This is a genomic window from Nonomuraea sp. 3N208 (genome assembly GCF_052245935.1).
Classification (GTDB): domain Bacteria; phylum Actinomycetota; class Actinomycetes; order Streptosporangiales; family Streptosporangiaceae; genus Nonomuraea.
The window spans coordinates 1-18,620 of sequence record NZ_JBQQBR010000025.1 but is presented as its reverse complement, the minus strand read 5'-3'; the positions used below and the strand labels follow the sequence as shown (position 1 = coordinate 18,620).

Sequence of the window (18,620 nt, the reverse complement as noted above, 5' to 3'; positions counted from 1 at the left end):
GACCAGGGATTTCGTACCGAGAGAGAGGAGAGTGGGTACCCCCATGCCTGAAACAGTCATGCTGCTCGACCATCTGGAGTCGATGCGACGGATCAGGTTCTTCGAGGAAGAGGTCGCCCGCCTGCGGGCGCAGGGTGACGTCGTCGGATCCGTCCATCTGTGCAACGGGCAGGAGGCTATCTACACCGGCGCCTGCGCGGCGCTGGACCTGAGCCGCGATGCGGTCTTCCCCACCTATCGTGGGCACGGGTGGACGCTGGCCTGCGGCGTGCCGCCGTACCCGCTGTTCGCCGAGCTGCTCGGCCGCCAGAGCGGGATCAACGGCGGCCGGGGCGGGTCGGCGTACCTGACGGCGCCCGAGTACGGCATGTACGGCGAGAACTCCATCGTCGGCGCGGGCGCCCCAATCGCCGCCGGCGCGGCGCTGGCCGCCGCCTACGACGGGTCGGGCAGGGTCGCGCTCGCCGCGTTCGGTGACGGCGCGATGAACCAGGGCGCGGTGCACGAGGCGATGAACTTCGCCGCCGTACGCCGCCTGCCGGTGATCTTCCTGGTGGAGAACAACCACTACTCGGAGCTGACGCCGATCGCCGACATGGTGCGGGTGGACCGCCTGTTCAAGCGCGCGTCCGCGTACGGCATGCCGGGGGCGCGGATCGACGGCAACGACCCCGCGGCTGTCCGCGAGGCCGTCTCCGAGGCGGCCGGGCGGGCCCGTTCCGGCGAGGGACCCGTGCTGCTGGAGGCCATGACGCAGCGACTCGTCGGGCACTACATCGGCGACGTCCAGCACTACCGCCCCGCCGGGGAGATGGAGCGGGCGCTGGCCGACGAGCCGATCATCCGGCTCTTGGCCGTCCTGCGCGCCGCGGGCGTCGGCCAGGACGAACTGGACGCCGACGCGGACCGCGTGCACGCCGAGATTGCCGAGGCATCGAAGCGCGCGCTCGCCGACCCGCCGGCCGACCCGACCACCGTTCTGGAGCACCTGTATGCCTGAGCAGACCAAACGGCTCTCCTACGCCGAGGCCGTCAACGCCGCGCTCCGCCGCGCGCTGGAGGAACGGCCGGAGACCCTGCTGTTCGGCGAGGACGTGGCCGCACCCGGCGGCGTCTTCGGCGTGACCAAGGGGCTGCGCAAGCAGTTCGGCGACAGGGTGTTCGATACGCCGATCTCCGAGTCGGCCATTCTCGGTGGAGCCATCGGCGCCGCGATGTTCGGACGCCGGCCGATCGCCGAGATCATGTGGGCCGACTTCTCGCTGGTGGCCTTGGACCAGGTGGTCAACCAGGCGGCCAACGTCCGCTACGTCTCGCGCGGCCTGCTGGGCGCGCCGATCACCGTACGCACCCAGCAGGGCAGCGCCCCGGGCGCGTGCGCGCAGCACTCGCAGAGCCTGGAGGCCTTCTTCGCCCACGTCCCCGGACTGCGCGTGTGCATGCCCGCCACCCACCAGGACGCCTACGACCTCCTGCTGTCGGCGATCTGGAGCGACGACCCGGTGATCGTCATCGAGAACCGCACGCTCTACCACGCCGGCAAGCAGGACGTGCGGCTGGGCGGGGACGTGCCGCCCGTCGGAGGCGCCGCGGTGCGCCGGCCGGGCTCGGACGTCACCGTGCTGACGTGGGGAGCCGTCCAGCAGGAGGTGCTGGCCGCGGCGGAGCGCCTGTCGGTACAGGGGATCGAGACCGAGGTCCTCGACGCCCGATGGATCCGACCGCTCGACCTGGAGGCCGTGCTCGGCAGCCTCGCGCGTACCGGCCGGCTGGTCGTGGTGCACGAGGCGCACACCACGGGTGGGGTCGGCGGCGAGGTCGTCGCCGCGGTCGCCGAAGCAGGGGTGCCGTTGCGGTCCGCGCCGATCCGCGTGGGCGCGCCGCCGGTACGGATCCCGGCCGCGCCGTCGCTGGCGCAGGCCGTCATCCCGTCCGCCGACGTGATCGCCGACGCGCTGACCAGATCGGTGCACGGCACCGCCGTACCGGCAGGAAGGGAGTGAACGTGCTCGCCACGGACAGGACCGCGGTCTCCATGCCCGCGTTCGCGCCCCTCTACGGCCTCGGCAGCGAGACGGCGTCGCTGCGCTGGCTGACCGTCGAGTACCGGACCCGCCCGGACGTCCTCGCCCGAGTGCTGCCACCGCCGCTGTGCCCTACCGAGGAGCCGATCGCCGCCGTCTGGGTCGCCGAGTTCGTCAGCGCAAGCTTCCACCTGCCGGACGGCGGTGTGGAGCGGCGGCCATCGTACATGCAGGCTGGGGTGTGCGTGCGCTGCCGGCGCGAGGACGAGGAGGGGGCCTACCCGCTCACGTTCTTCATCGAGGGGCTCAACCACGGCGTGCTCGGCCGCGAGCTCGCCGGCCTGCCGAAGAAGCAGGCCAGGTCGGTGCGACTGGAGCAGGACGAGACCGGCGTCTCCGGGAGCGTCGTGACCGCCCAGGACATCGAAGTGGTCACCGTCCGCGCGCACGCCACCGAGACCCCGCCGCAGCCGGTCGACCCCATCCCCTGGTGGTTCGGCAACCACTTCACGCTGAAGCTGATCCCGAGCGCCGAAGGCCGCGGCTACGACGTCAACTCCATCGTCCGGGTGCCGTTTCGCACCTCGGGCGCGCGCGGCGGCTGGATCGGGCAGGGCGAGGTCACCCTGACACCTTCTACCGCCGACCCCCTGCACCTCGTCGCGTGCGAGGAGGTCATCGAGGCTCGTTTCGGCGAGCTCGACCTGGAGGTGGGCTTCGGGACCTACCTCGACCAGGTCGACGAGATTCCCACCTTCGGCATTCCCAGCTGGTAAGTCCTCAAGGAGGTTCGTCATGGACAAGGCCGCCGTCGATCGTGGCAAGAGCACGCGGGGGGCAGTGCTCGCAGCCGCGATCGGAAACTTCATCGAATGGTACGACTTCGTCCTTTACGGCTACTTCGCCACCATCATCGCCAAAATCTTCTTCCCGAACGAGGATCCAGCCGCCGCACTGCTGCTCACGTTCGCGCTGTTCGGCATCAGCTTCTTCGTCCGGCCGCTCGGCGGCGTCCTGTTCGGCCACCTCGGAGACCGGTTCGGCCGCCGGCTGACGCTGTACCTGATCATCATCATCATCTCCGCCGCCACTGCGCTCATCGCGCTCGTGCCGTCGTACGAGACGATCGGCGTCGCCGCCCCCTTGCTCGTGCTGCTGCTGCGTTGCGCCCAGGGCCTGTCCGCGGGAGGGGAATGGACAGGCTCGGCGGCGTACGTCGTCGAGCACGCACCCCCGGGCAAGCGGGCGTTCTACGGCAGCTGGCAGACCCTCACCATCGTGCTCGGCATGCTGGTCGCCGCGCTGTCGTCGCTCATCCTCGGCCTGCTGATGTCGGAAGCGGACCTGACCTCATGGGGATGGCGCGTGCCGTTCCTGGTGAGCATCCCGCTCGGCGTGGTCGGGCTGTTCCTGCGACTGCGTCTTGAGGAGTCGCCGGAGTTCACCGAAGCGGCCCGGGAGAAGCAGTCGCTGCGCGCCACCCTGCGCCACGACTACCGCTCCATCCTGCTATGCGCCGGGCAGGTGTGCTCGCCCACGATGTGCACGTACGTGCTGCTCGTCTACGGGCCCACGTTCCTGATCAAGGAGCTCGGCATCGAGCCCTTGCAGGCGCGCCTGGCCGGGTTCGTCGCGATGGCGGTGCTGGCCGCGCTCGTGGTGCCGCTGGCCCGGCTGAGCGACCGCGTCGGCCGCCGGCCGCTCCTGATCTCCGGCGCGGTGTGGGTGCTGGTGTCGGCGCCTATCGGCTTCCTGCTACTGCACCAGGGCAGCCTGGTGATGATCGTGATCGGGCTTGTCCTTGTGGTGATTGGTCAGGCACTGCAGCTCGCTCCCTCGCCCGCCGTGCTCTCCGAGCTGTTCCCGACCGCGCGCCGCTACAGCGGTCTCGCCCTCGGCTACAACCTCGGCGTCATGGTCTTCGGCGGGGCCGGCCCATTTGTCGCCTCCGCGCTGACCACGGCGACCCAGTCCAGCTATGCCCCTGCCATGTACCTGTGCGCGGGCGCGGTGATCAGCCTGGTGGCCGCGCTGTTCACCCCGGAGACACTGCGCCTGTCCCTGCGCAATGGCGTCGCCATGAGTCGGACGACGTCACCGAACGCCGATCCCGCCACCACCATCGGGTAGCCGCACCGAGATATCCCCCGGGCTGCCCGCCGCGCGTCTGCACGGCGGGCAGCCTTCAGCCATGGTGCTTCCTGGGGCGTTCCTGGCGGGTTTTGGCCAGGCAGGTCCCGCCGGGGCTGGTCGATGAGGTCCTGGAGACGACGGGCCGTGCTGAGCGGCGGTTCCGGGCGTTACCGTCCAGGGTGGTGTCTACTTCGTGCTGGCGCTGGCCTTGTTCAGCGAGCGGAGTTACGGCAGCGTGATGGCTACGGTCGTATCGGGTTGCCGGGAACGGCTCGCAGGACCTGAACCACCCGTGTCCTGCCGACCAGATCCTGCCCGCTGCGCTCGAACACCTCCGCCAACAGCGCACGGCGCGCCGCACGCGCCTGGGCCGCCTTAGCCAACGCCTTCGCACGCTGTTCCGCAGTCATCGCCGGCAGAGCCATCACGTCCCTCTCGCGTAGAGATATTGGCTGGTCAGTGACTCCTGTCAAAGATCACGATGGAGCCTCCGCCGATCATCATCCCGCACGGTGTCAACGAATGTGACACTAAACCTGGTTCACCGTTCCACTCCTACTGGCAGGCCTTAACGTGCCGCGCGCGTGCGTGTCCCGGGTCGAGCACGCTGCGTAGCAGCGTTCGAAGATCAGCCGTCGCTGCTCTGCGCAGACCTCAAGCGGGTTGCCGCAGACCTCGCAGGGCTTGTCGTCGCCGGTACCGGGCACTTCGGCCTCCTTCGTCTCGGGGCAACCGTGCGCGTCAGTGATCGTGAGCAGCGCCGGGTCCATCGTGTCCGCGCAGTTCGGCCGGGACGCCTTCGGTCCGTTGGAAGCACACTCCCAGCCCCGGCCGGGACTGCTACGCGGGGCGCGGCCGGCTGGTCGGCGGACTGGTGGCCGTGCAGACATCCTGAGCCGTGGAGCAAAGGGTGTCTCCGATCCCGAGATGTTGAAGCCACGAGTTGGCGGGCGACCTGGCCGAGAAGCGGGCCTCCCAGCACCAAGCTGCATAGTGGACCATGGACGCGCAATGCCGAAGAGCACCGGGCCAACCGGTAATTGTGCGCAGCTTATGCGAGGCGGCGGGGCGACTCTGCGAGGACAGGGAACCGTGCTCCCCGCAGATCGGGGAGGTCCCCACGCGCCCACTACTCAGAAAAGGGCAGCATGCAATCTCATAAGCTGATCGCCGGATTGGCCCTGGCCGTGGGCCTGGTAGCGCCGCTGGCTGTGACCGCGAGCCCGGCCGCCGCCATGGCCACGTCGTGCCGCGTGGAGCTTTTCGACATCGACTCGTTGAACGCCGCGGAACGGGACGGGCGGGATGAGCTCCGCTTCCTGGTCGGCGGGAACCTGTTCCCCAGGTTCAACGACAACTACTTCCCGATGGTGACCGGCGGCGACGGAGACCCCGCCGACTTCGAGTTCCCGACCACAATCGTCGGAACCGTCGGCAGCGTGGGCTTCGACCTGCGCGAGGTCACGCCCCCGGCGGCCAGCACGGGCGTCAGCCTGGGCGTGGCGATCGCGAACGGCCTCACGTGCTTTGGGCTGGCCAGGGGCGGGGTGGCCATCGAGGAGACTTTCATCGACGGGACCGATGAGACCTTCTACTCCTACCAGGTCAGGCTCAAGCTGACCGGGCTATAGGTCAATCCGATCGTGGACCCGTGGGCGCCCGGTCGCACGGGACTGGCAGGACCCCTACAACCCCGCCAACGGGCCCAGCTGGGAGCAATGACCCCGCCCTCGTGGGGCATGCCGCGCAGGGTGTCGGGAGAGGACGGTTAGTGTCCTCTCCCGATCACGTACCTGCCTGGTTACGCGGCGAAAGTGCCGAGCACCAGCGGCTCGGGCCTGTCCACCGCCAGGCCGCTCACTCAGTCGTTGCCTTGATCAGCCAGCACCGTGCTGCGGAAGCTCGCATACCGTTCCCGCTCGTCACCAGTGCCGTAGGTTGCCAGCATCTCCCGGCAGTACGTCACAATGTCCTCCACCCGATGCCCTCGCGGGTGGCGGCCTGACCAGAGTTCGAGGTTGCTCAGGTCATTGTTCGAGCGTCCAGGCTCGCACCGTTGCCGTCCGACTTCGATGTGCCCTGGGTCGGGGCACAGGACCAGTACCTCGCCAGCTATCACGGGTTCGGTCAACCGCGGGAGCGCCACGTGCTCCTGCTGCCTGGCCGGTGGTACGTGGACGTCCTCGACACCTGGGAGTGCACCTTTGACCGGCTGCCCACATCGCCAAGGCCCAGCTCCGCGCCCTCTACACCGAGATCCTCACCAAGCTGCCAGGGCTGGAGGTCACCGGGGAGCCGGAGTATCTGGCCAGGGCCGGATGCCCGCCGCGCGAATCGGCCAGGTGCCGGACATGCCGCGCAACCCCGCCCAGGAACATACCGCCGCTATACCGGCGCTCCCTATTCTGCCGGCTTATGAGATGGGTGAGATCCGGCATCTGTGCCGCCTTAATAGCGATGTCGACGGCCGTGGCCGTCTCGGAGCCCGTCGCGGCCCAGGCAAGCGGGCTGAGCCCGTACGACCAACTGGTCCTCTCGCACGAACCTGCGACCTACTGGCGGCTGTCCCACCCGTCGGCCGGCACGGAACTCGACCGGGCCGGCAACGGGTACAAGGGCACCTTCCGCAACGTCACGAGCTCCGTACAGCTGCCCAACAGGGACGGTGCCGCCGTCTTCAACGGCACGTCGGGCTACTTCGAGGTGCCCAACGCCAATGCCTTCCACATCTCCACCACTGGGAAGTTCACCGTGGAGGCGTGGATCAGGCCGCACACCCTGGACTTCCCCGATGTGGAACAGGACGGCTATGTCTACTTCATGGGGAAGGGGACGAAGTCCAACGCCGGCGGCGACCAGGAGTGGGCCGGCCGCATGTATAACAAGTCCCACCCGGACCGCCCCAACCGCATTTCCGGCTATGCCTGGAACCCCGAGGGCGGATTCGGAGCCGGCGCCGCCTTCCAGCACGCGCTGACCGTCAACCAGTGGATGCACGTCGCGATCACGTTCGACACCTCCGAGGGCACATACGGGAAGGTGCGCATCTACAAGAACGGCGTGCTTTCCGGCTCTGACAACCTGGTCTTTCACCTGGGCCAGGAGGACGAGGTCATCGTCAAGCCCCGGCCCGGCTCGGCTCCCGTCCGGGTGGGCACCCGCAACTTCAACTCCTATTTCAAGGGGGCGATCGGGAAGTTCGCGATGTACAACCGCGCGCTCACAGCGGCCGAGCTCCGCTCGCACTACGCGGTGATGACCGGCGCGAACCAGGATTTCAACCGTGACGGGGTCGGCGACCTCTTCTCGGCCGCCACCGGGACGCTGACCATCTGGAACGGCACGGGCGCCAACGGCTTCGCCGTCGCCACGCCTGTCGGGTCAGACTGGGACGCCTACAGTCGGCCGATCGCGGGCGACTTCAACCGCGACGGCCTCACCGATCTGGCCGCCTCGAAGAAGGACGACGACACCCTGCACATCTGGAACGGCAAGGGTGCCAACAACTTCACCTCCGCCCAGCAGCTCGGGGCTGGCTGGGCGCCGTACGAGGACACGTTGACCTCGCTCGGCGACATCAATCAGGACGGCAACGACGACATCGCGGCCACGTACAACGGCACGCTGTACGTCTGGAACGGCAAGGGCGGTAACGCCTTCGGCCCGAAGACCGCCATCGGCGCCAACTGGGGCGCCTACACCCGGCCGATCGGCGGCGATTTCAACGGCGATGGGATCGGTGACCTGGCGGCGGTAAGGAAGGCCGACCATACTCTCTTCATCTGGAACGGCAAGGGCGCCAACAACTTCACCGTCGGCCAGGAAATCGGACCGGGCTGGGAACAGTACGCGAGCACGTTGATGTCGCCCGGCGACATCAACCAGAACGGCATCAACGATCTCGCCGCCACCCACAACGGCACCCTGTACATCTGGAACGGCAAGGGCGCCAACAAGTTCGGGATCGCCCAGTCCCGCGGGTCGGGGTGGGCCGGGTATTTCTGAGACGTCGCGCCAGTTCCGGTTCGCTGCCGTCGGGCAAGAAAGCCGACCTCCGTCGGGATGAGCAACTCCGCCTCCTGCTCGCTGCCGGGCCAGCGTAACTCCAGGTCTTCCGCTGCAGGCGCCGGAATGTCGGCCAGGGACCAAGCTCCATTGCCATCTAGCAGGGGCGGAAGGTTACTTCTAACTCCCGCCCCTTCATGGACTAGGCAGCAAACGTGGGTCGAAAGGCGTGGGGTTGCAAGCTGCCGCAGTGTTCAGAGCAGGGCCCAAACCGCGCTAGTCGTCGGCGTAGGGCTTGAAGAGCACGTCGCGTTCCATCCATGACTCGTTGAGCAGCTCACTGTGCACCTCGCCCTGGACGATTCCCAGGAGAAGGTCGGTGGTGAGCAGGTCGTACCTCTCCCACACGTCGCCGTTCCGGTCCGAGACCCGGATCGGGTACGAATCGGCCGCCGCCTCGGGTGAGACCTGCCAATAGAGCGTGACCCCCGTGCCGGTCGAGGCCCAGGGCAGCAGCCTGGAATCAGGGTCGAGATCGTCGGGCGGTCCCACGACCTCGTCCTCGAACAGGTCCTGGAGCTGTTCGAACTCCAGCCCCGACCGCTCGAGATCGACGTCCTTGAGACCGGGGCCGGGCGCCGGAACGTAGAGCCTCAAGTAGTCCAGCCAGAGTCCGCCACCCCCTGCGTCGAGAAGCTTGCGGTAGTCCTGCGGCACGGGCGCCCCGAGCCGGTGCTCGACCTGTTCCCAGTCGAACGGGCCGGCCAGCGGTGCGAGACGTGCCGTTTCGATCAGCTGCTGAGCACTGGTTGTCATGCGGGTGCATTCCTCGGGGTTGCTGGTCCAGGTCCGATCTGTCCGAACCGGATCCCGCCCGCGCCCGGCCAGGAAGGGCGCCGCTGGTGCACCTGGCCGTCGACGCCCTCGCCGAGCCCTGACGCAGGCGCCGGGCGCCTCAGTGGTCCTTCTGGGCGAAGGAGTGTAGCCGTCGAACAGGGCGCGGTGGAACACGGCGCTGATCCGTCGCGCCGCAGACGTCGTGGGGCCGTTCGGGGCAGCCCGGTAGTTCGGCAGCGGCGTCCCGTAGATGAGGTGGAACAGCTGGATGTTCTCCAGTGCCCACCCGCGGTAGCCCTCGGCGGCGACGAGCATGGCGGTTGACCCCCGGCCGTGCCCGGCGCCGGCCGCGGCGAGCCCCTCGTACGCCTCCAAATCAGCGGCGTCAGCAGGTGGCCCTTGCTGGGGAAGTAGTGATACAGCGCCTGCACGGTCATGCCCAGCTCGCGGGCGACGGCACGCAGAGACAGGGCGGCGGCGCCCTGGGCGGCCACATGCCGCCGCGCCGTCGCCAGGATCTCGGCCATCGCCATGGCGCGGCGCCGCTCGCGCACCGATCGCTGGCTCGTCACGGCCCGCGCCTCCTCCTTGACGGTGTCAAAGCACTGCTACGGCCGGGGCGGTCGCTCTTAGCCTGGCGTCGCCATCACCGACCGATCATATCCGGGCGTTCTCCACCATGCCTCCTGACCGACGTCGTCGCCCTCCACCACAATGGGCTCGACCACGCCGTCCGCGACCAAAGCGCGCACCTGTCCGGAGGGCAGCGCCAGCGGCCACTCTGGCCGACGACGTCCGTGGGCGCGGTCACCGAGCAGCTCATCGCGCGCCACGTCGCGGAGCTGCGCCGGAACCGCACCACGATCGTGATCACCAGCAGTCCGGCCCTGCTGGACGCCGCCGACCGCGTCCTGACCCTGGACGGCGGCGTCATCACCGCGGAGGACACCCGTCGGAACCTGCTCACCACCGACGAGACCTATCGCCTGGCCGTGGCCAGGCGATCGCGGCCGTCAGCTGTAGAGGGGGTTCTTCGGGACCTGGTCGGGGGTGACGAGGAGGCGGACGTGGCCGGACTTTACCGGCTGGGCTTCCCAGACCCGCCAGTCCCGGCCGACCTCGTCCTCAGAGATCGGCTCCAGCGACAGGGACCTTCCTGTCGACTCCCCGCCGGAGGAGCCGCCGGCGGGGCCCGCACCTGTGCGGACGCGGCTGTAGGTGACGGTCAGCTTCCGCTCGCGGATCTCGGGCAGCAGTTGTGCCACCGTACGGCCCTCCCGTACGGGGACGCCTTCCAGTACCTCACCCGGGGAGGCGGCGGAGGCGCCGTTCTGGTAGGACTCGCCCGGTCTGGCCTCCCTGCCGATCTGAACTTCACCGCGACCGGCGAAGTCGGCGGGGACGCGCAGGCTCATCCAGCAGTCCGCACCGGTGCAGTCGTCGATCGCCATGTCCAAGCTGCCCCCGGCTCCGGGAGACCCTGGGGAGTAGGCGACTCCGAAGCCGACCAGCTTGCCGACGCCGCTGGGCGAGGAGGGCACCAGGCGAAGCTCCACGTCCAGGCCCACGGCGGCGAAGGCCTCGGTGTACCTGTGGTGGTCGGCGTAGGGGTCCTTGATCCTGGCCAGCCACTGGTCGCCGTCCCGCTGGAGTTCGATGGCGGAGTTGGCGTACACGGTGGCATCCGGACCGGCGAGCAGACCGGGGCCGAGCACCACGGCGGCCGCGGCGGCGCCGGTGACCAGTGCCGTGGCCACGACCAAGCGCGCCTTCCCGGCACGGGCGGGACGTGGCACGGCCGGTGTGACGTCGCCGGCGACGATCAAGGCGAACAGCTCCCGGGCGGCGCCGGTGTCCGCCTGACCCTTCAGGGCTCCGTCGTGAGCCTTGGCCAGTCGCTGCATGATGGGGCCGGTGTCGGTCATGGTGTCCTCTCTGCCTGCGCCGGGTCTGCCTGCGCGGGAGCCGGGCGTGCGGAGGCCGCCTGGGCCGGATCCGCCTGGACCGGGGCGGTGTGGTGGGCTGAGACTCCGGAGCGCCGGAGTGCTCGGGCCAGGCGCTTGCGGGCGCGGTGGAGCCTGATGCGCACGGCGTTGGATGAGCGGCCCAGGACGTTCGCGACCTGCGCGGTGTCCAGGCCCTCCCAGGCCAGCAGGGACAGCAGCTCGCGGTCCTCCTCCGGTAAGGAGCGGAAGACGCCGATGATGGCGAGCAAGCCGAGACTCTCCTCAGGACCGGGAAAGAACGGGGCGATGGTGCGGGCCAGCTCCTCCTGGTGATGCCGGCGGCGCCGCTCCCCTCTGCGGTGGTTGGCCAGGGCCTTGCGGGCCACGCCGTACAGCCACAGCGTGGCCTCCTCCCCCGCCGGCACGTCGTCGATACGGCGCCAGGCGATGGCGAAGGTCTCCGCCACCACGTCGGACGCGTCCTCGGGAAGTTCGCAACGCCGGATGGCGTAGCCGAGGATCGGCTCGTAGTTGCGCCGGTAGACCTCCTCGAAGCGTTTGACGCGATCATCGTCCACAGGCGGTTCTCATGGTCGGTCTCCTCGGGGCGGATGGGGTCTTCCCTTCACCCAGTCCATGTCCGGGGGCGCCGGGGCTATTTCAAATCCGCCGTCACCTCAGTCAAGACACAGTTTCCGAACGTGACACTTCGCCGCAGCGAACCGGCCGCACCACCTTCCCAAAAGGACGCCGGCCACCATCGATTCGCCCACCGATCAACTCCTCAACCCGTACATACGTGTACCAGGGGTCCCCGTAGCGAACGGCGGAAATCCAACGGATTCAGGTCTGACCTGCGGTTACTGGGGTCCCGATGGGACGGGGCGCTCCAGGAACCTCGCGGTTGCCGGAGTGGTTGTGACCTCGCCTGCCGGTGACTGTCGCCCAAGGGCGCGTGGAGACGAGGCGGGCGCGGGACCAGCTGTTGTCGCGACTATTCATTGAATGTATAGTCGCGATCATGTCAACCGGTCATGTGCTGCTCGGCTTCCTCGCCGAACGCCCGAAGCACGGCTACGAGCTTAAGAGGGAGCACGATCACCGTCTCGCCGGCGCCAAGCCGCTGGCGTACGGACAGGTCTATGCCACGCTGCAACGCCTGGAACGCGACGGCCTGGCAGAGGTCGCCGAGACGCAGCGGGAGGGCGGCCCCGAGCGCACCCTGTACGCGATCACCGACAACGGGCGGACGGAGTTGGAGCGGTGGCTGAACACCGTCGAGCCGTCGGCGCCGTATGTCGCCAGCCCTTTGTTCGCCCGCGTCGCCGTCGCGGGAAAGGCCGCCGACGGCTATCTCCTGCGGCAACGCGAGGCGCATCTGGCCCGCATGCGGGAGCTGATAGCCGAGAAGGCATCTGGCGCACCAGCCCAGGTGCTGGCGGCCGATTACGCGCTCCAGCACCTTGACGCCGACCTGCGCTGGATCGAGACCGCGCTCGCGCGGATGAAGGAGGAAAGCAATGCTTGAAGCCAGGGGCGTGGGCAAAGCGTTCGGCGAGACCAGGGCGTTGACCGGTGTCTCCCTGGAGATCGCGGAGGGCGAGATCGTCGCCATCACGGGGCCGAGTGGCGCGGGCAAGTCGACGCTGTTGCACTGCCTGGCCGGAATCGACCGGCCGCAGTCCGGCGAGGTCGTCTTTGACGGCAGGCGGATCGACACGCTGCCCGAGGCGGAACTAACCAAGTTGCGGCGCGAGAACTTCGGCGTCATCTTCCAGTTCGGTGAGCTGGTGCCCGAGCTGACCGCAGCCGAGAACGTCGCGTTACCTATGCTGTTCAACCGGCACGGCAGGCAGGAGGCGATGACCGCCGCGGCGCAGTGGCTGGCCCGGCTGGAGGTGTCCGATTGCGCCGGCCAGCGCACCGGTGAGCTGTCCGGGGGGCAGCGGCAGCGGGTGGCCGTAGCGCGGGCTCTGGTGACCGGTCCGCGCGTGGTTTTCGCCGACGAACCCACCGGAGCGCTGGACACGCTCGGCGGCGAGCAGGTGATGCGCGCGCTGCTCGGCGCGGCCCGCTCCAGTCGTATCATCGTCGTCCTGGTCACCCACGACAATCGGGTGGCCGCCTACGCCGACCGGGAGATCGCCCTGCGCGACGGAGCGGTGCTGGCAGGGGTGAACCAGTGATCGCCATACTGCGGATGCTGAACAGGGGACGTTCGCGGGCCGAGCGGGTACGCGCCCGGCTGGTCGTCGCGGGCGCAGCGGTGGCGACGTTCGTGGTCTGTACGGCTGTCAGCCTGGCGGACTACCGGGATGAGGGCGGCTCGCTGACAGGGCTCGGCCTGGCTCTGCTGGCCGTGCCGGTCGCCGGCCTCGTCCATCAGGCCAACCGGCTGGCCTCGGCCACCAGGGAGCGGCGGCTGGCTGCCCTGCGGCTGGCGGGGGCGACGCCAGCTGACGTGCGACTGCTGGGCGCCTTGGAAGGAGGCTTGCTGGCACTGGGCGGGTCTCTCGTCGGCAGTGCGCTCTACGTGCTCACCCATCTTGCTGGGCCGCTACCGCAGGTGCCGGTGGTGGTGGCTTTGGTGACGCTCGGCGGGGTCTTGTCGGGGGCGCGCGCCGGGCGGCACGTCGTCGCCTCACCGCTGGGAGTGGTCCGTCGGGCACGCGTGCGGGGGCCGCACGTGCGAGACCTGGTCCTCCTCGTGGCAGGGGTCGGCTTCTTCGTTCTCGGAGCCGTGGTGAAGGGCCGTTTCCCGCTCGTCGGCAAGTACGGCTCTGCGGTCGTCATGGCAACCGGGCTGGTGCTGCTGCTGTTCGGCGTGACCCTGGCCGCGACCTGGCTGATCAGGGCGTACGCCCGCCGCGCCGGTCGGCGGGCCCGGTCCCCGGAGACGTTGCTGGCGGCGCGGCTGGTCGAGGCCGATCCGCGGGCGTGGGCCAGGGCCCTGTCCGTGGTGAGCTTGACGGTGTTCTTCGGCGCCGGGGCCGGGGCCCAGCAGGCTGGCGTCGGCTACTCCCAAGCCCACGCGCTGGTCGACGTCGCGCTCTTGGTGGCCCTGGTGACCTCAGCGGTCGCTCTGGTGGTGCACCAGGCGGAGGAACTGATCGACCTTCGCCGCTCGTTCGCCGCGCTGGCCGCTTCCGGGGTGCCGGAGGGGGCGCTGGGCGGGGTGCTCGTGCGGCAGGCGGTCATTGCCGCGCTGCCGGTCTGCGTGGTGGCGGCCGTCTTGGGTGTCGCGGTGGTGGTCCTGCCCCTCATGGACATCTATCAGGTCCAGTGGCTCGGTTGGGCGGTTGCCAGGGCCGTGGCCATGGCAGGCGTCGGGGTGCTCACCGCACTGCTCGTCGCCCTGGCGGCCCGCTCTCTGCTGCGCGGCGCACTCCGTTTAGAGACGCGGACCTGACCACGATGCCGTCGTAGAAGACCGGGGAAAGCACGAGCCGTCCAGTCAGGAGACTGGGGAAACCGTGGGAACGTGAGGTGCTAGTCGAAGACGCGGTTGACGACGGCGGCTTGCTCGGTTGTGCCGGCGCGGAAATACCGAGCCGAGGTGTCGAGGGAGGCGTGGCCGAGGAGGGCTTGGACTTGGGCGACGTCGGCACCGCCTTCGCGCAGCCGGGTGGCGTAGGTATGGCGGAGCCGATGGGGGCGGAGGCCGGGAAGCTTGGCGTCGTCGCCGACGGCCAGCACAACCTGGACGATCCCGGAGATGGTCAGGGCTCCGCGCTGGCCGATCCACAGCGGGCCGGGTTGGCGGCCGCGGATGTCGAGCCAGGCGGAGATGCGGGCCCGGGCGGTCGGTGGGATCGGGACCGTGCGGACCTGGTCGCCCTTGCCGTGCAGGCGGACCGTGCCGGTGCGGGCGGTGATCGCGATGTCGTCGACCTCCAGCCGTACGCACTCCTCCTCGCGGGCTCCGGCATACAGCAGGACCGCGATGATCGCCGCGTCGCGGTCGCCGCTCTGGCCGTCGCCCATGCCCAGTGCCCGCTGCCCCCGCGCGCGGCTGCCCGACCTCGCCGCCACGGTCATCGACGTCGCCACCACCGCCGGCCGCACGCTCCACTCAAGCTGACCAAGACCACGGCGAGCTGTCCAAAGTAGAGGATGGGTCGCTACCGTTACGCCGGGCAGTTTCGGGGGCCGACGGTCTGCCCAGCACCGGTGACGGTGACCTGGGCAGGGCTTTCCGGCGACGTGGCGGCGGCCGTGCACACGATCTGCTCGACGGCCAGTGTGGACAGTTCGTCGGCCGGAGTGGACAGGGTCACCACCAAGTGGCCGGCCGCCTTGGCGGTCACCGAGAACGGGCCGGCTTCGGGCGGGACGTCGGTGGTGAATCCGTGCGCCTGTTCCTCCGCGGTGGGTCCGGCTGCCAGCAGCGCGAGGGTGTCCGCTTTGAACAGTGGACGACCACCGGGCCCGGGCCGCGTTACCGCACTGAGTCGGCCGTTCTTCACCAGATAGAGGATGATCGTCGTGGTTGGTGCGACGCGTCCGCTCGGCGGGTCGCCGGCTTCGATGACGTCGCTGGGTCGCACGCCGCAGCCGGCCACAGCGACGAGCGATACGAGGCCCGCGGCGAGCATGCGGCGGGCCAGCCCGGTCCTCACTCGGGGCCTCCATCCGGATCGGGTGCCCGGCGTGGCAGGCGCAGCGTGAACATGGCGCCGCCGTCCGGGGCGTTGGTGACGGTGAGATCGCCTCGATGCAGGCGCGCGTTCTCCCTTGCGATGGCCAGGCCCAGGCCGCTGCCCTCGGACCTGGCCCTGGCCGCGCTGGCCTTGTAGAACCGGTCGAACACATGCGGGAGCGCCGCCTCGTCCAGCCCCGGTCCGTGGTCGCGGACCTCGAGAGCGATCCAGTGCGCGTCGGCGCTAAGCCGTACCGACACCGGTGGCTCGCCGTGCCGCAGGGCGTTGCCGACCAGGTTCGCGAGGATGACGTCCACTCGGCGCGGGTCCAGCCGTGCCGTCACCGCGGGTGGAAGCTCGGTGTCCACCGACTCCGACCAGCCCCGAACGCGCAAGGTCGCGCGCACCAGCTCGGCCACGTCTATCTCGTTAAGCGCGAGGGCCGCGACGCCGGAGTCGAACCTGCTGATCTCGATGAGGTCGTTCACCAGCCCGGTGAGGTTGAGCGTCTCCTGGCTGACCAGCCTGGCGGCCCTGCCGGCGGGCTCGGGCAGCCGGGCCGCCTCCTCATCGAGGACGTCGGCGACCGCGGCGAGCGCGGCAAGCGGGGTGCGCAGCTCGTGGGACACGTCGGCCACGAACCGGCGGGCGTCGGCCTCCATCTCGCGGAGCTGCTTGACGTGCCGTTCCAGCTCCGCGGCGGTGTTGTTGAACGTGCGTGCCACCTCGGCCAGCTCATCGGAGCCGCTGACCGCGATCCTGGTCCGCATCTCGCCCTCGCCCAGCAGGCGTGCCGCCCGACCGAGCTCGCGCACCGGGCGCAGCACTCCACGGGTGGCCAGCAACGCGAGGACGACCGCGAACGCCAGGGCCGCCCCGCCGGTGAGCCAGGCGGATGCGGCGAGCCCGTCGATGCTGCGCTGTTCGGGAATCAGGCTGCGCACGGTGTAGACCTCGATGCCGGACACCCGCGTCGTCCGATCCTGCTCGATGATCAACAACGGCGTGCCGATGAGCAGGAAGGGCTCGCCCTGCCACACCACGCGTTGCCACGCGATGTCGCCGTCGGCCACCGTCCGCCGCAACTCCGGTGGAATCACCCCGAGATCCACGATCGGCGCGTTCTCGCCCGGCCTCTCGCACCCCAGCCGGCCGGCCGGCGAGTGCACCTCGTGGTAGACGGCGACCGCGAAGCTGCACCGGTCGGTCACGGTGGCGGCGATCTCGGCGAGCTCGGCCGGGCCCGGCGCCGGATTCGGCAACGGAAAGAGCGTCTCCAGGCGGCTCTTCATCGCCTGCACCGCGGCATCCTGGGTCCGCTGCAGGATGTCGTTGCGGGCCTGGACGTAGATCCCGCCGGCCACCGCCGCCGCGGTGACCACACACAGCAGTGCGAACGCGAACAACAGCCGGGCGCGCAGCCCCAGGCTCGGCCGAGGTGTCACCGGCGGCTCACACCGGCCCGAACCGGTACCCGAACCCCCGCACCGTCTGCACGTAGACGGGCGCCGCCGAGTCGTCCTCGATCTTCGCGCGCAACCGCTGCACGCACGCGTCCACGAGACGCGAGTCGCCGAAATACCCGTGCTCCCACACCGACTCCAGCAACTGCTGGCGGCTGTGCACCCGGCCCGGCGTGCCGGAGAGCTCGAGCAGCAGGCGCAGCTCGGTCGGGGCGAGGCTGACCGGCACGCCGCGGTTGGCGACCACCAGCCCGGCCCGATCGATGGTGAGGTCCCCGTGCCGCTCCAGCTCCGCCTGGTCCCGGCCGATCCGCCGGAGAATCGCGCGAATGCGTGCCTCGAGCACCCTGGGCTGCACCGGCTTGACCACGTAGTCGTCGGCGCCCGCCTCCAACCCGGCCACCACGTCCATGTCGTCGCCGCGCGCGGTCAGCATGATGATCGGTACCTCCCTGGCGGCCCGGATGCGGCGGCAGACCTCGAACCCGTCCATGCCAGGCAACATCAGATCGAGCACGACGACGTCGGGAAGGTCCATACGCAGCCGGTCCAGCCCCTGCTCGCCGGACTCCACCGCGCGCACCCGGTGCCCATGCCGGGTCAGGGCCAGCTCAAGGCCCTCCCGCACGGCCGGGTCATCCTCGATCAACAACACTCGCGACACGCCGCCGAGTATCACAACACGCTCCGTAACTCGCCCCCCCGGTTAACCCCATCCACTGTGGGCCGGCCGTGTCCCTGCCTCGTCCGCGCCGTGTCATGGTTGTGTCACCGTCGCGCCGACGGGGGCCGCCGTCGATAAACGGTGACATGCGGCGGACAACGCACGCATATTCGGCACCAATCGTAGTTCGTCATGAACGAACCACGTACCATCCCACCTCGGCCCCGTGACCGGTTGTACGCCGCGGTCACGCTGGTGCTCGCCGTGCTCCTGCTGCCCGCGGCGTTCGTTCGCCATCCCGGCCGCGCCCGCGAACTGGCCTGCCGCTGGGCGTTGGGGATGCGATTCCCCGCCGAGGACCTCACTGGGCTCACCGACGGCGCCATGGCGGCGTTCACCGCAGCGCGCACCGAGGCGCTCTGGCGTCACGGCCAGCTCATCGGCCTCACCTCGGGATACCGCGATCCCCTTGTCCAACAACGGATGTTCGACGAGGAGGTGCGCCGTTCCGGCTCCCCTGCCTCGGCACGAATGCTCGTGCTACCACCGGCGGAATCCAGCCACGTCAAGGGCATCGCGCTGGACGTGCGCCCCCACGAAGGCGCGCGCTGGCTCGAGGAACACGGCGCCCGCTACGACCTCTACCGCATCTACGACAACGAGTGGTGGCACTTCGAGTACCGCCCAGACAGCGGCGGCACGCCACCACGACGACGACCCCACCCCGGCGTGGGCTACGTGCTCGAGAACGGGGACCAGATGTAGCCCAGGTCCGGGTCCACGGGCCTGTCCAGAAAACGGTGTAACTCGATCTTGAATTAGTTCTATCGAGTGGTCGGGGTCAGACGGCCTTCGAAGGTGATGGCGAAGGCGTTCAGAGCGGCTTTCCAGCGGGTGATCCAGCGTTT

General features: G+C 69.5%; 19 protein-coding genes and 1 pseudogene. 12 read left to right on the top strand and 8 right to left on the bottom strand.

Annotation, left to right across the window (positions count from 1 at the left end; genetic code table 11):
* Positions 1–43 precede the first annotated feature (43 nt).
* From ACTWPT_RS33490 to ACTWPT_RS33455, 8 genes are all read left to right on the top strand, one after another.
* Positions 44–1,000: a thiamine pyrophosphate-dependent dehydrogenase E1 component subunit alpha gene (locus tag ACTWPT_RS33490; protein WP_443181505.1), complete on the top strand. Its 957-nt coding sequence runs from the start codon at positions 44–46 to the stop codon at positions 998–1,000.
* On the top strand, positions 993–2,003 hold the full coding sequence (locus tag ACTWPT_RS33485; protein WP_443181504.1) for an alpha-ketoacid dehydrogenase subunit beta: 1,011 nt from the start codon (positions 993–995) through the stop codon (positions 2,001–2,003). Before ACTWPT_RS33490 ends, ACTWPT_RS33485 begins: the two co-directional genes overlap by 8 nt.
* A gap of 2 nt (positions 2,004–2,005) precedes the next feature.
* Complete coding sequence (locus ACTWPT_RS33480) at positions 2,006–2,800, top strand: acetoacetate decarboxylase family protein (protein ID WP_443181503.1); 795 nt, start codon at positions 2,006–2,008, stop codon at positions 2,798–2,800.
* Between the two features lie 19 nt (positions 2,801–2,819).
* Positions 2,820–4,154, top strand: coding sequence for an MFS transporter (locus ACTWPT_RS33475; RefSeq protein ID WP_443181502.1), 1,335 nt, complete (start codon positions 2,820–2,822; stop codon positions 4,152–4,154).
* A gap of 92 nt (positions 4,155–4,246) precedes the next feature.
* Positions 4,247–4,396, top strand: a complete 150-nt coding sequence (locus ACTWPT_RS33470; protein WP_443181501.1) for a transposase domain-containing protein — start codon at positions 4,247–4,249, stop codon at positions 4,394–4,396.
* A 909-nt stretch (positions 4,397–5,305) separates the two neighbouring features.
* The gene (locus ACTWPT_RS33465) at positions 5,306–5,788 is read left to right on the top strand and encodes a hypothetical protein (protein WP_443181500.1); all 483 of its coding nucleotides are present in this window, start codon (positions 5,306–5,308) and stop codon (positions 5,786–5,788) included.
* 443 nt (positions 5,789–6,231) lie between these two features.
* On the top strand, positions 6,232–6,576 hold the full coding sequence (locus ACTWPT_RS33460; protein WP_443181665.1) for a DUF5605 domain-containing protein: 345 nt from the start codon (positions 6,232–6,234) through the stop codon (positions 6,574–6,576).
* Positions 6,577–6,614: 38 nt separating this feature from the next.
* Entirely contained in the window at positions 6,615–8,162 is a 1,548-nt protein-coding gene (locus ACTWPT_RS33455; protein WP_443181499.1) for an FG-GAP-like repeat-containing protein, read from the top strand.
* A 276-nt stretch (positions 8,163–8,438) separates the two neighbouring features.
* Here ACTWPT_RS33455 and ACTWPT_RS33450 read toward each other — a convergent pair whose 3' ends face one another.
* The 4 genes and pseudogenes from ACTWPT_RS33450 to ACTWPT_RS33435 form a co-directional block, all read right to left on the bottom strand.
* Positions 8,439–9,374 (bottom strand): WHG domain-containing protein, encoded by a 936-nt coding sequence (locus ACTWPT_RS33450; RefSeq protein ID WP_443181498.1) that lies wholly within the window; start codon positions 9,372–9,374, stop codon positions 8,439–8,441.
* Between the two features lie 23 nt (positions 9,375–9,397).
* Positions 9,398–9,526, bottom strand: a pseudogene (locus tag ACTWPT_RS33445) (helix-turn-helix domain-containing protein); the annotation flags it as partial.
* A 486-nt stretch (positions 9,527–10,012) separates the two neighbouring features.
* A complete protein-coding gene (locus ACTWPT_RS33440) occupies positions 10,013–10,924 on the bottom strand; it encodes a hypothetical protein (protein WP_443181497.1) in 912 nt (303 codons plus the stop codon).
* Entirely contained in the window at positions 10,921–11,523 is a 603-nt protein-coding gene (locus ACTWPT_RS33435) for an RNA polymerase sigma factor (protein ID WP_443181496.1), read from the bottom strand. Before ACTWPT_RS33435 ends, ACTWPT_RS33440 begins: the two co-directional genes overlap by 4 nt.
* 443 nt (positions 11,524–11,966) lie before the next feature.
* Between ACTWPT_RS33435 and ACTWPT_RS33430 the strand changes: the two genes are divergently transcribed.
* The 3 genes from ACTWPT_RS33430 to ACTWPT_RS33420 are packed head-to-tail and all read left to right on the top strand — an operon-like array spanning position 11,967 to position 14,354.
* A complete protein-coding gene (locus ACTWPT_RS33430) occupies positions 11,967–12,473 on the top strand; it encodes a PadR family transcriptional regulator (protein ID WP_443181495.1) in 507 nt (168 codons plus the stop codon).
* Positions 12,466–13,131 (top strand): ABC transporter ATP-binding protein, encoded by a 666-nt coding sequence (locus tag ACTWPT_RS33425; RefSeq protein WP_443181494.1) that lies wholly within the window; start codon positions 12,466–12,468, stop codon positions 13,129–13,131. The genes ACTWPT_RS33430 and ACTWPT_RS33425 overlap by 8 nt, the downstream gene beginning before the upstream one ends.
* Positions 13,128–14,354, top strand: coding sequence for a hypothetical protein (locus ACTWPT_RS33420; RefSeq protein ID WP_443181493.1), 1,227 nt, complete (start codon positions 13,128–13,130; stop codon positions 14,352–14,354). The genes ACTWPT_RS33425 and ACTWPT_RS33420 overlap by 4 nt, the downstream gene beginning before the upstream one ends.
* 80 nt (positions 14,355–14,434) lie before the next feature.
* On the opposite strand, the gene ACTWPT_RS33415 is transcribed toward ACTWPT_RS33420, so the two are convergent.
* The 4 genes from ACTWPT_RS33415 to ACTWPT_RS33400 all read right to left on the bottom strand — a co-directional run bounded on the left by ACTWPT_RS33415 (position 14,435) and on the right by ACTWPT_RS33400 (position 17,712).
* Entirely contained in the window at positions 14,435–15,010 is a 576-nt protein-coding gene (locus tag ACTWPT_RS33415) for a tyrosine-type recombinase/integrase (protein ID WP_443181492.1), read from the bottom strand.
* Between the two features lie 62 nt (positions 15,011–15,072).
* On the bottom strand, positions 15,073–15,564 hold the full coding sequence (locus ACTWPT_RS33410) for a hypothetical protein (protein ID WP_443181491.1): 492 nt from the start codon (positions 15,562–15,564) through the stop codon (positions 15,073–15,075).
* The gene (locus ACTWPT_RS33405) at positions 15,561–17,030 is read right to left on the bottom strand and encodes an ATP-binding protein (RefSeq protein ID WP_443181490.1); all 1,470 of its coding nucleotides are present in this window, start codon (positions 17,028–17,030) and stop codon (positions 15,561–15,563) included. Before ACTWPT_RS33405 ends, ACTWPT_RS33410 begins: the two co-directional genes overlap by 4 nt.
* 7 nt (positions 17,031–17,037) lie before the next feature.
* Entirely contained in the window at positions 17,038–17,712 is a 675-nt protein-coding gene (locus tag ACTWPT_RS33400; RefSeq protein ID WP_443181489.1) for a response regulator, read from the bottom strand.
* A gap of 192 nt (positions 17,713–17,904) precedes the next feature.
* Here ACTWPT_RS33400 and vanY-N point away from each other — a divergent pair, with 192 nt between their 5' ends.
* Positions 17,905–18,477, top strand: coding sequence for a D,D-peptidase/D,D-carboxypeptidase VanY-N (gene vanY-N, locus ACTWPT_RS33395; protein WP_443181488.1), 573 nt, complete (start codon positions 17,905–17,907; stop codon positions 18,475–18,477).
* The last annotated feature ends 143 nt before the right edge of the window (positions 18,478–18,620 follow it).

Bases quoted from the DNA above. Each gene is read 5' to 3' on its own strand.
- ACTWPT_RS33490 (WP_443181505.1), top strand. From the start codon at position 44: ATGCCTGAAACAGTCATGCTGCTCGACCATCTGGAGTCGATGCGACGG.
- ACTWPT_RS33485 (WP_443181504.1), top strand. From the start codon at position 993: ATGCCTGAGCAGACCAAACGGCTCTCCTACGCCGAGGCCGTCAACGCC.
- ACTWPT_RS33475 (WP_443181502.1), top strand. From the start codon at position 2,820: ATGGACAAGGCCGCCGTCGATCGTGGCAAGAGCACGCGGGGGGCAGTG.
- ACTWPT_RS33465 (WP_443181500.1), top strand. From the start codon at position 5,306: ATGCAATCTCATAAGCTGATCGCCGGATTGGCCCTGGCCGTGGGCCTG.
- ACTWPT_RS33455 (WP_443181499.1), top strand. From the start codon at position 6,615: ATGTCGACGGCCGTGGCCGTCTCGGAGCCCGTCGCGGCCCAGGCAAGC.
- ACTWPT_RS33440 (WP_443181497.1), bottom strand. From the start codon at position 10,924: ATGACCGACACCGGCCCCATCATGCAGCGACTGGCCAAGGCTCACGAC.
- ACTWPT_RS33430 (WP_443181495.1), top strand. From the start codon at position 11,967: ATGTCAACCGGTCATGTGCTGCTCGGCTTCCTCGCCGAACGCCCGAAG.
- ACTWPT_RS33425 (WP_443181494.1), top strand. From the start codon at position 12,466: ATGCTTGAAGCCAGGGGCGTGGGCAAAGCGTTCGGCGAGACCAGGGCG.
- vanY-N (WP_443181488.1), top strand. From the start codon at position 17,905: ATGAACGAACCACGTACCATCCCACCTCGGCCCCGTGACCGGTTGTAC.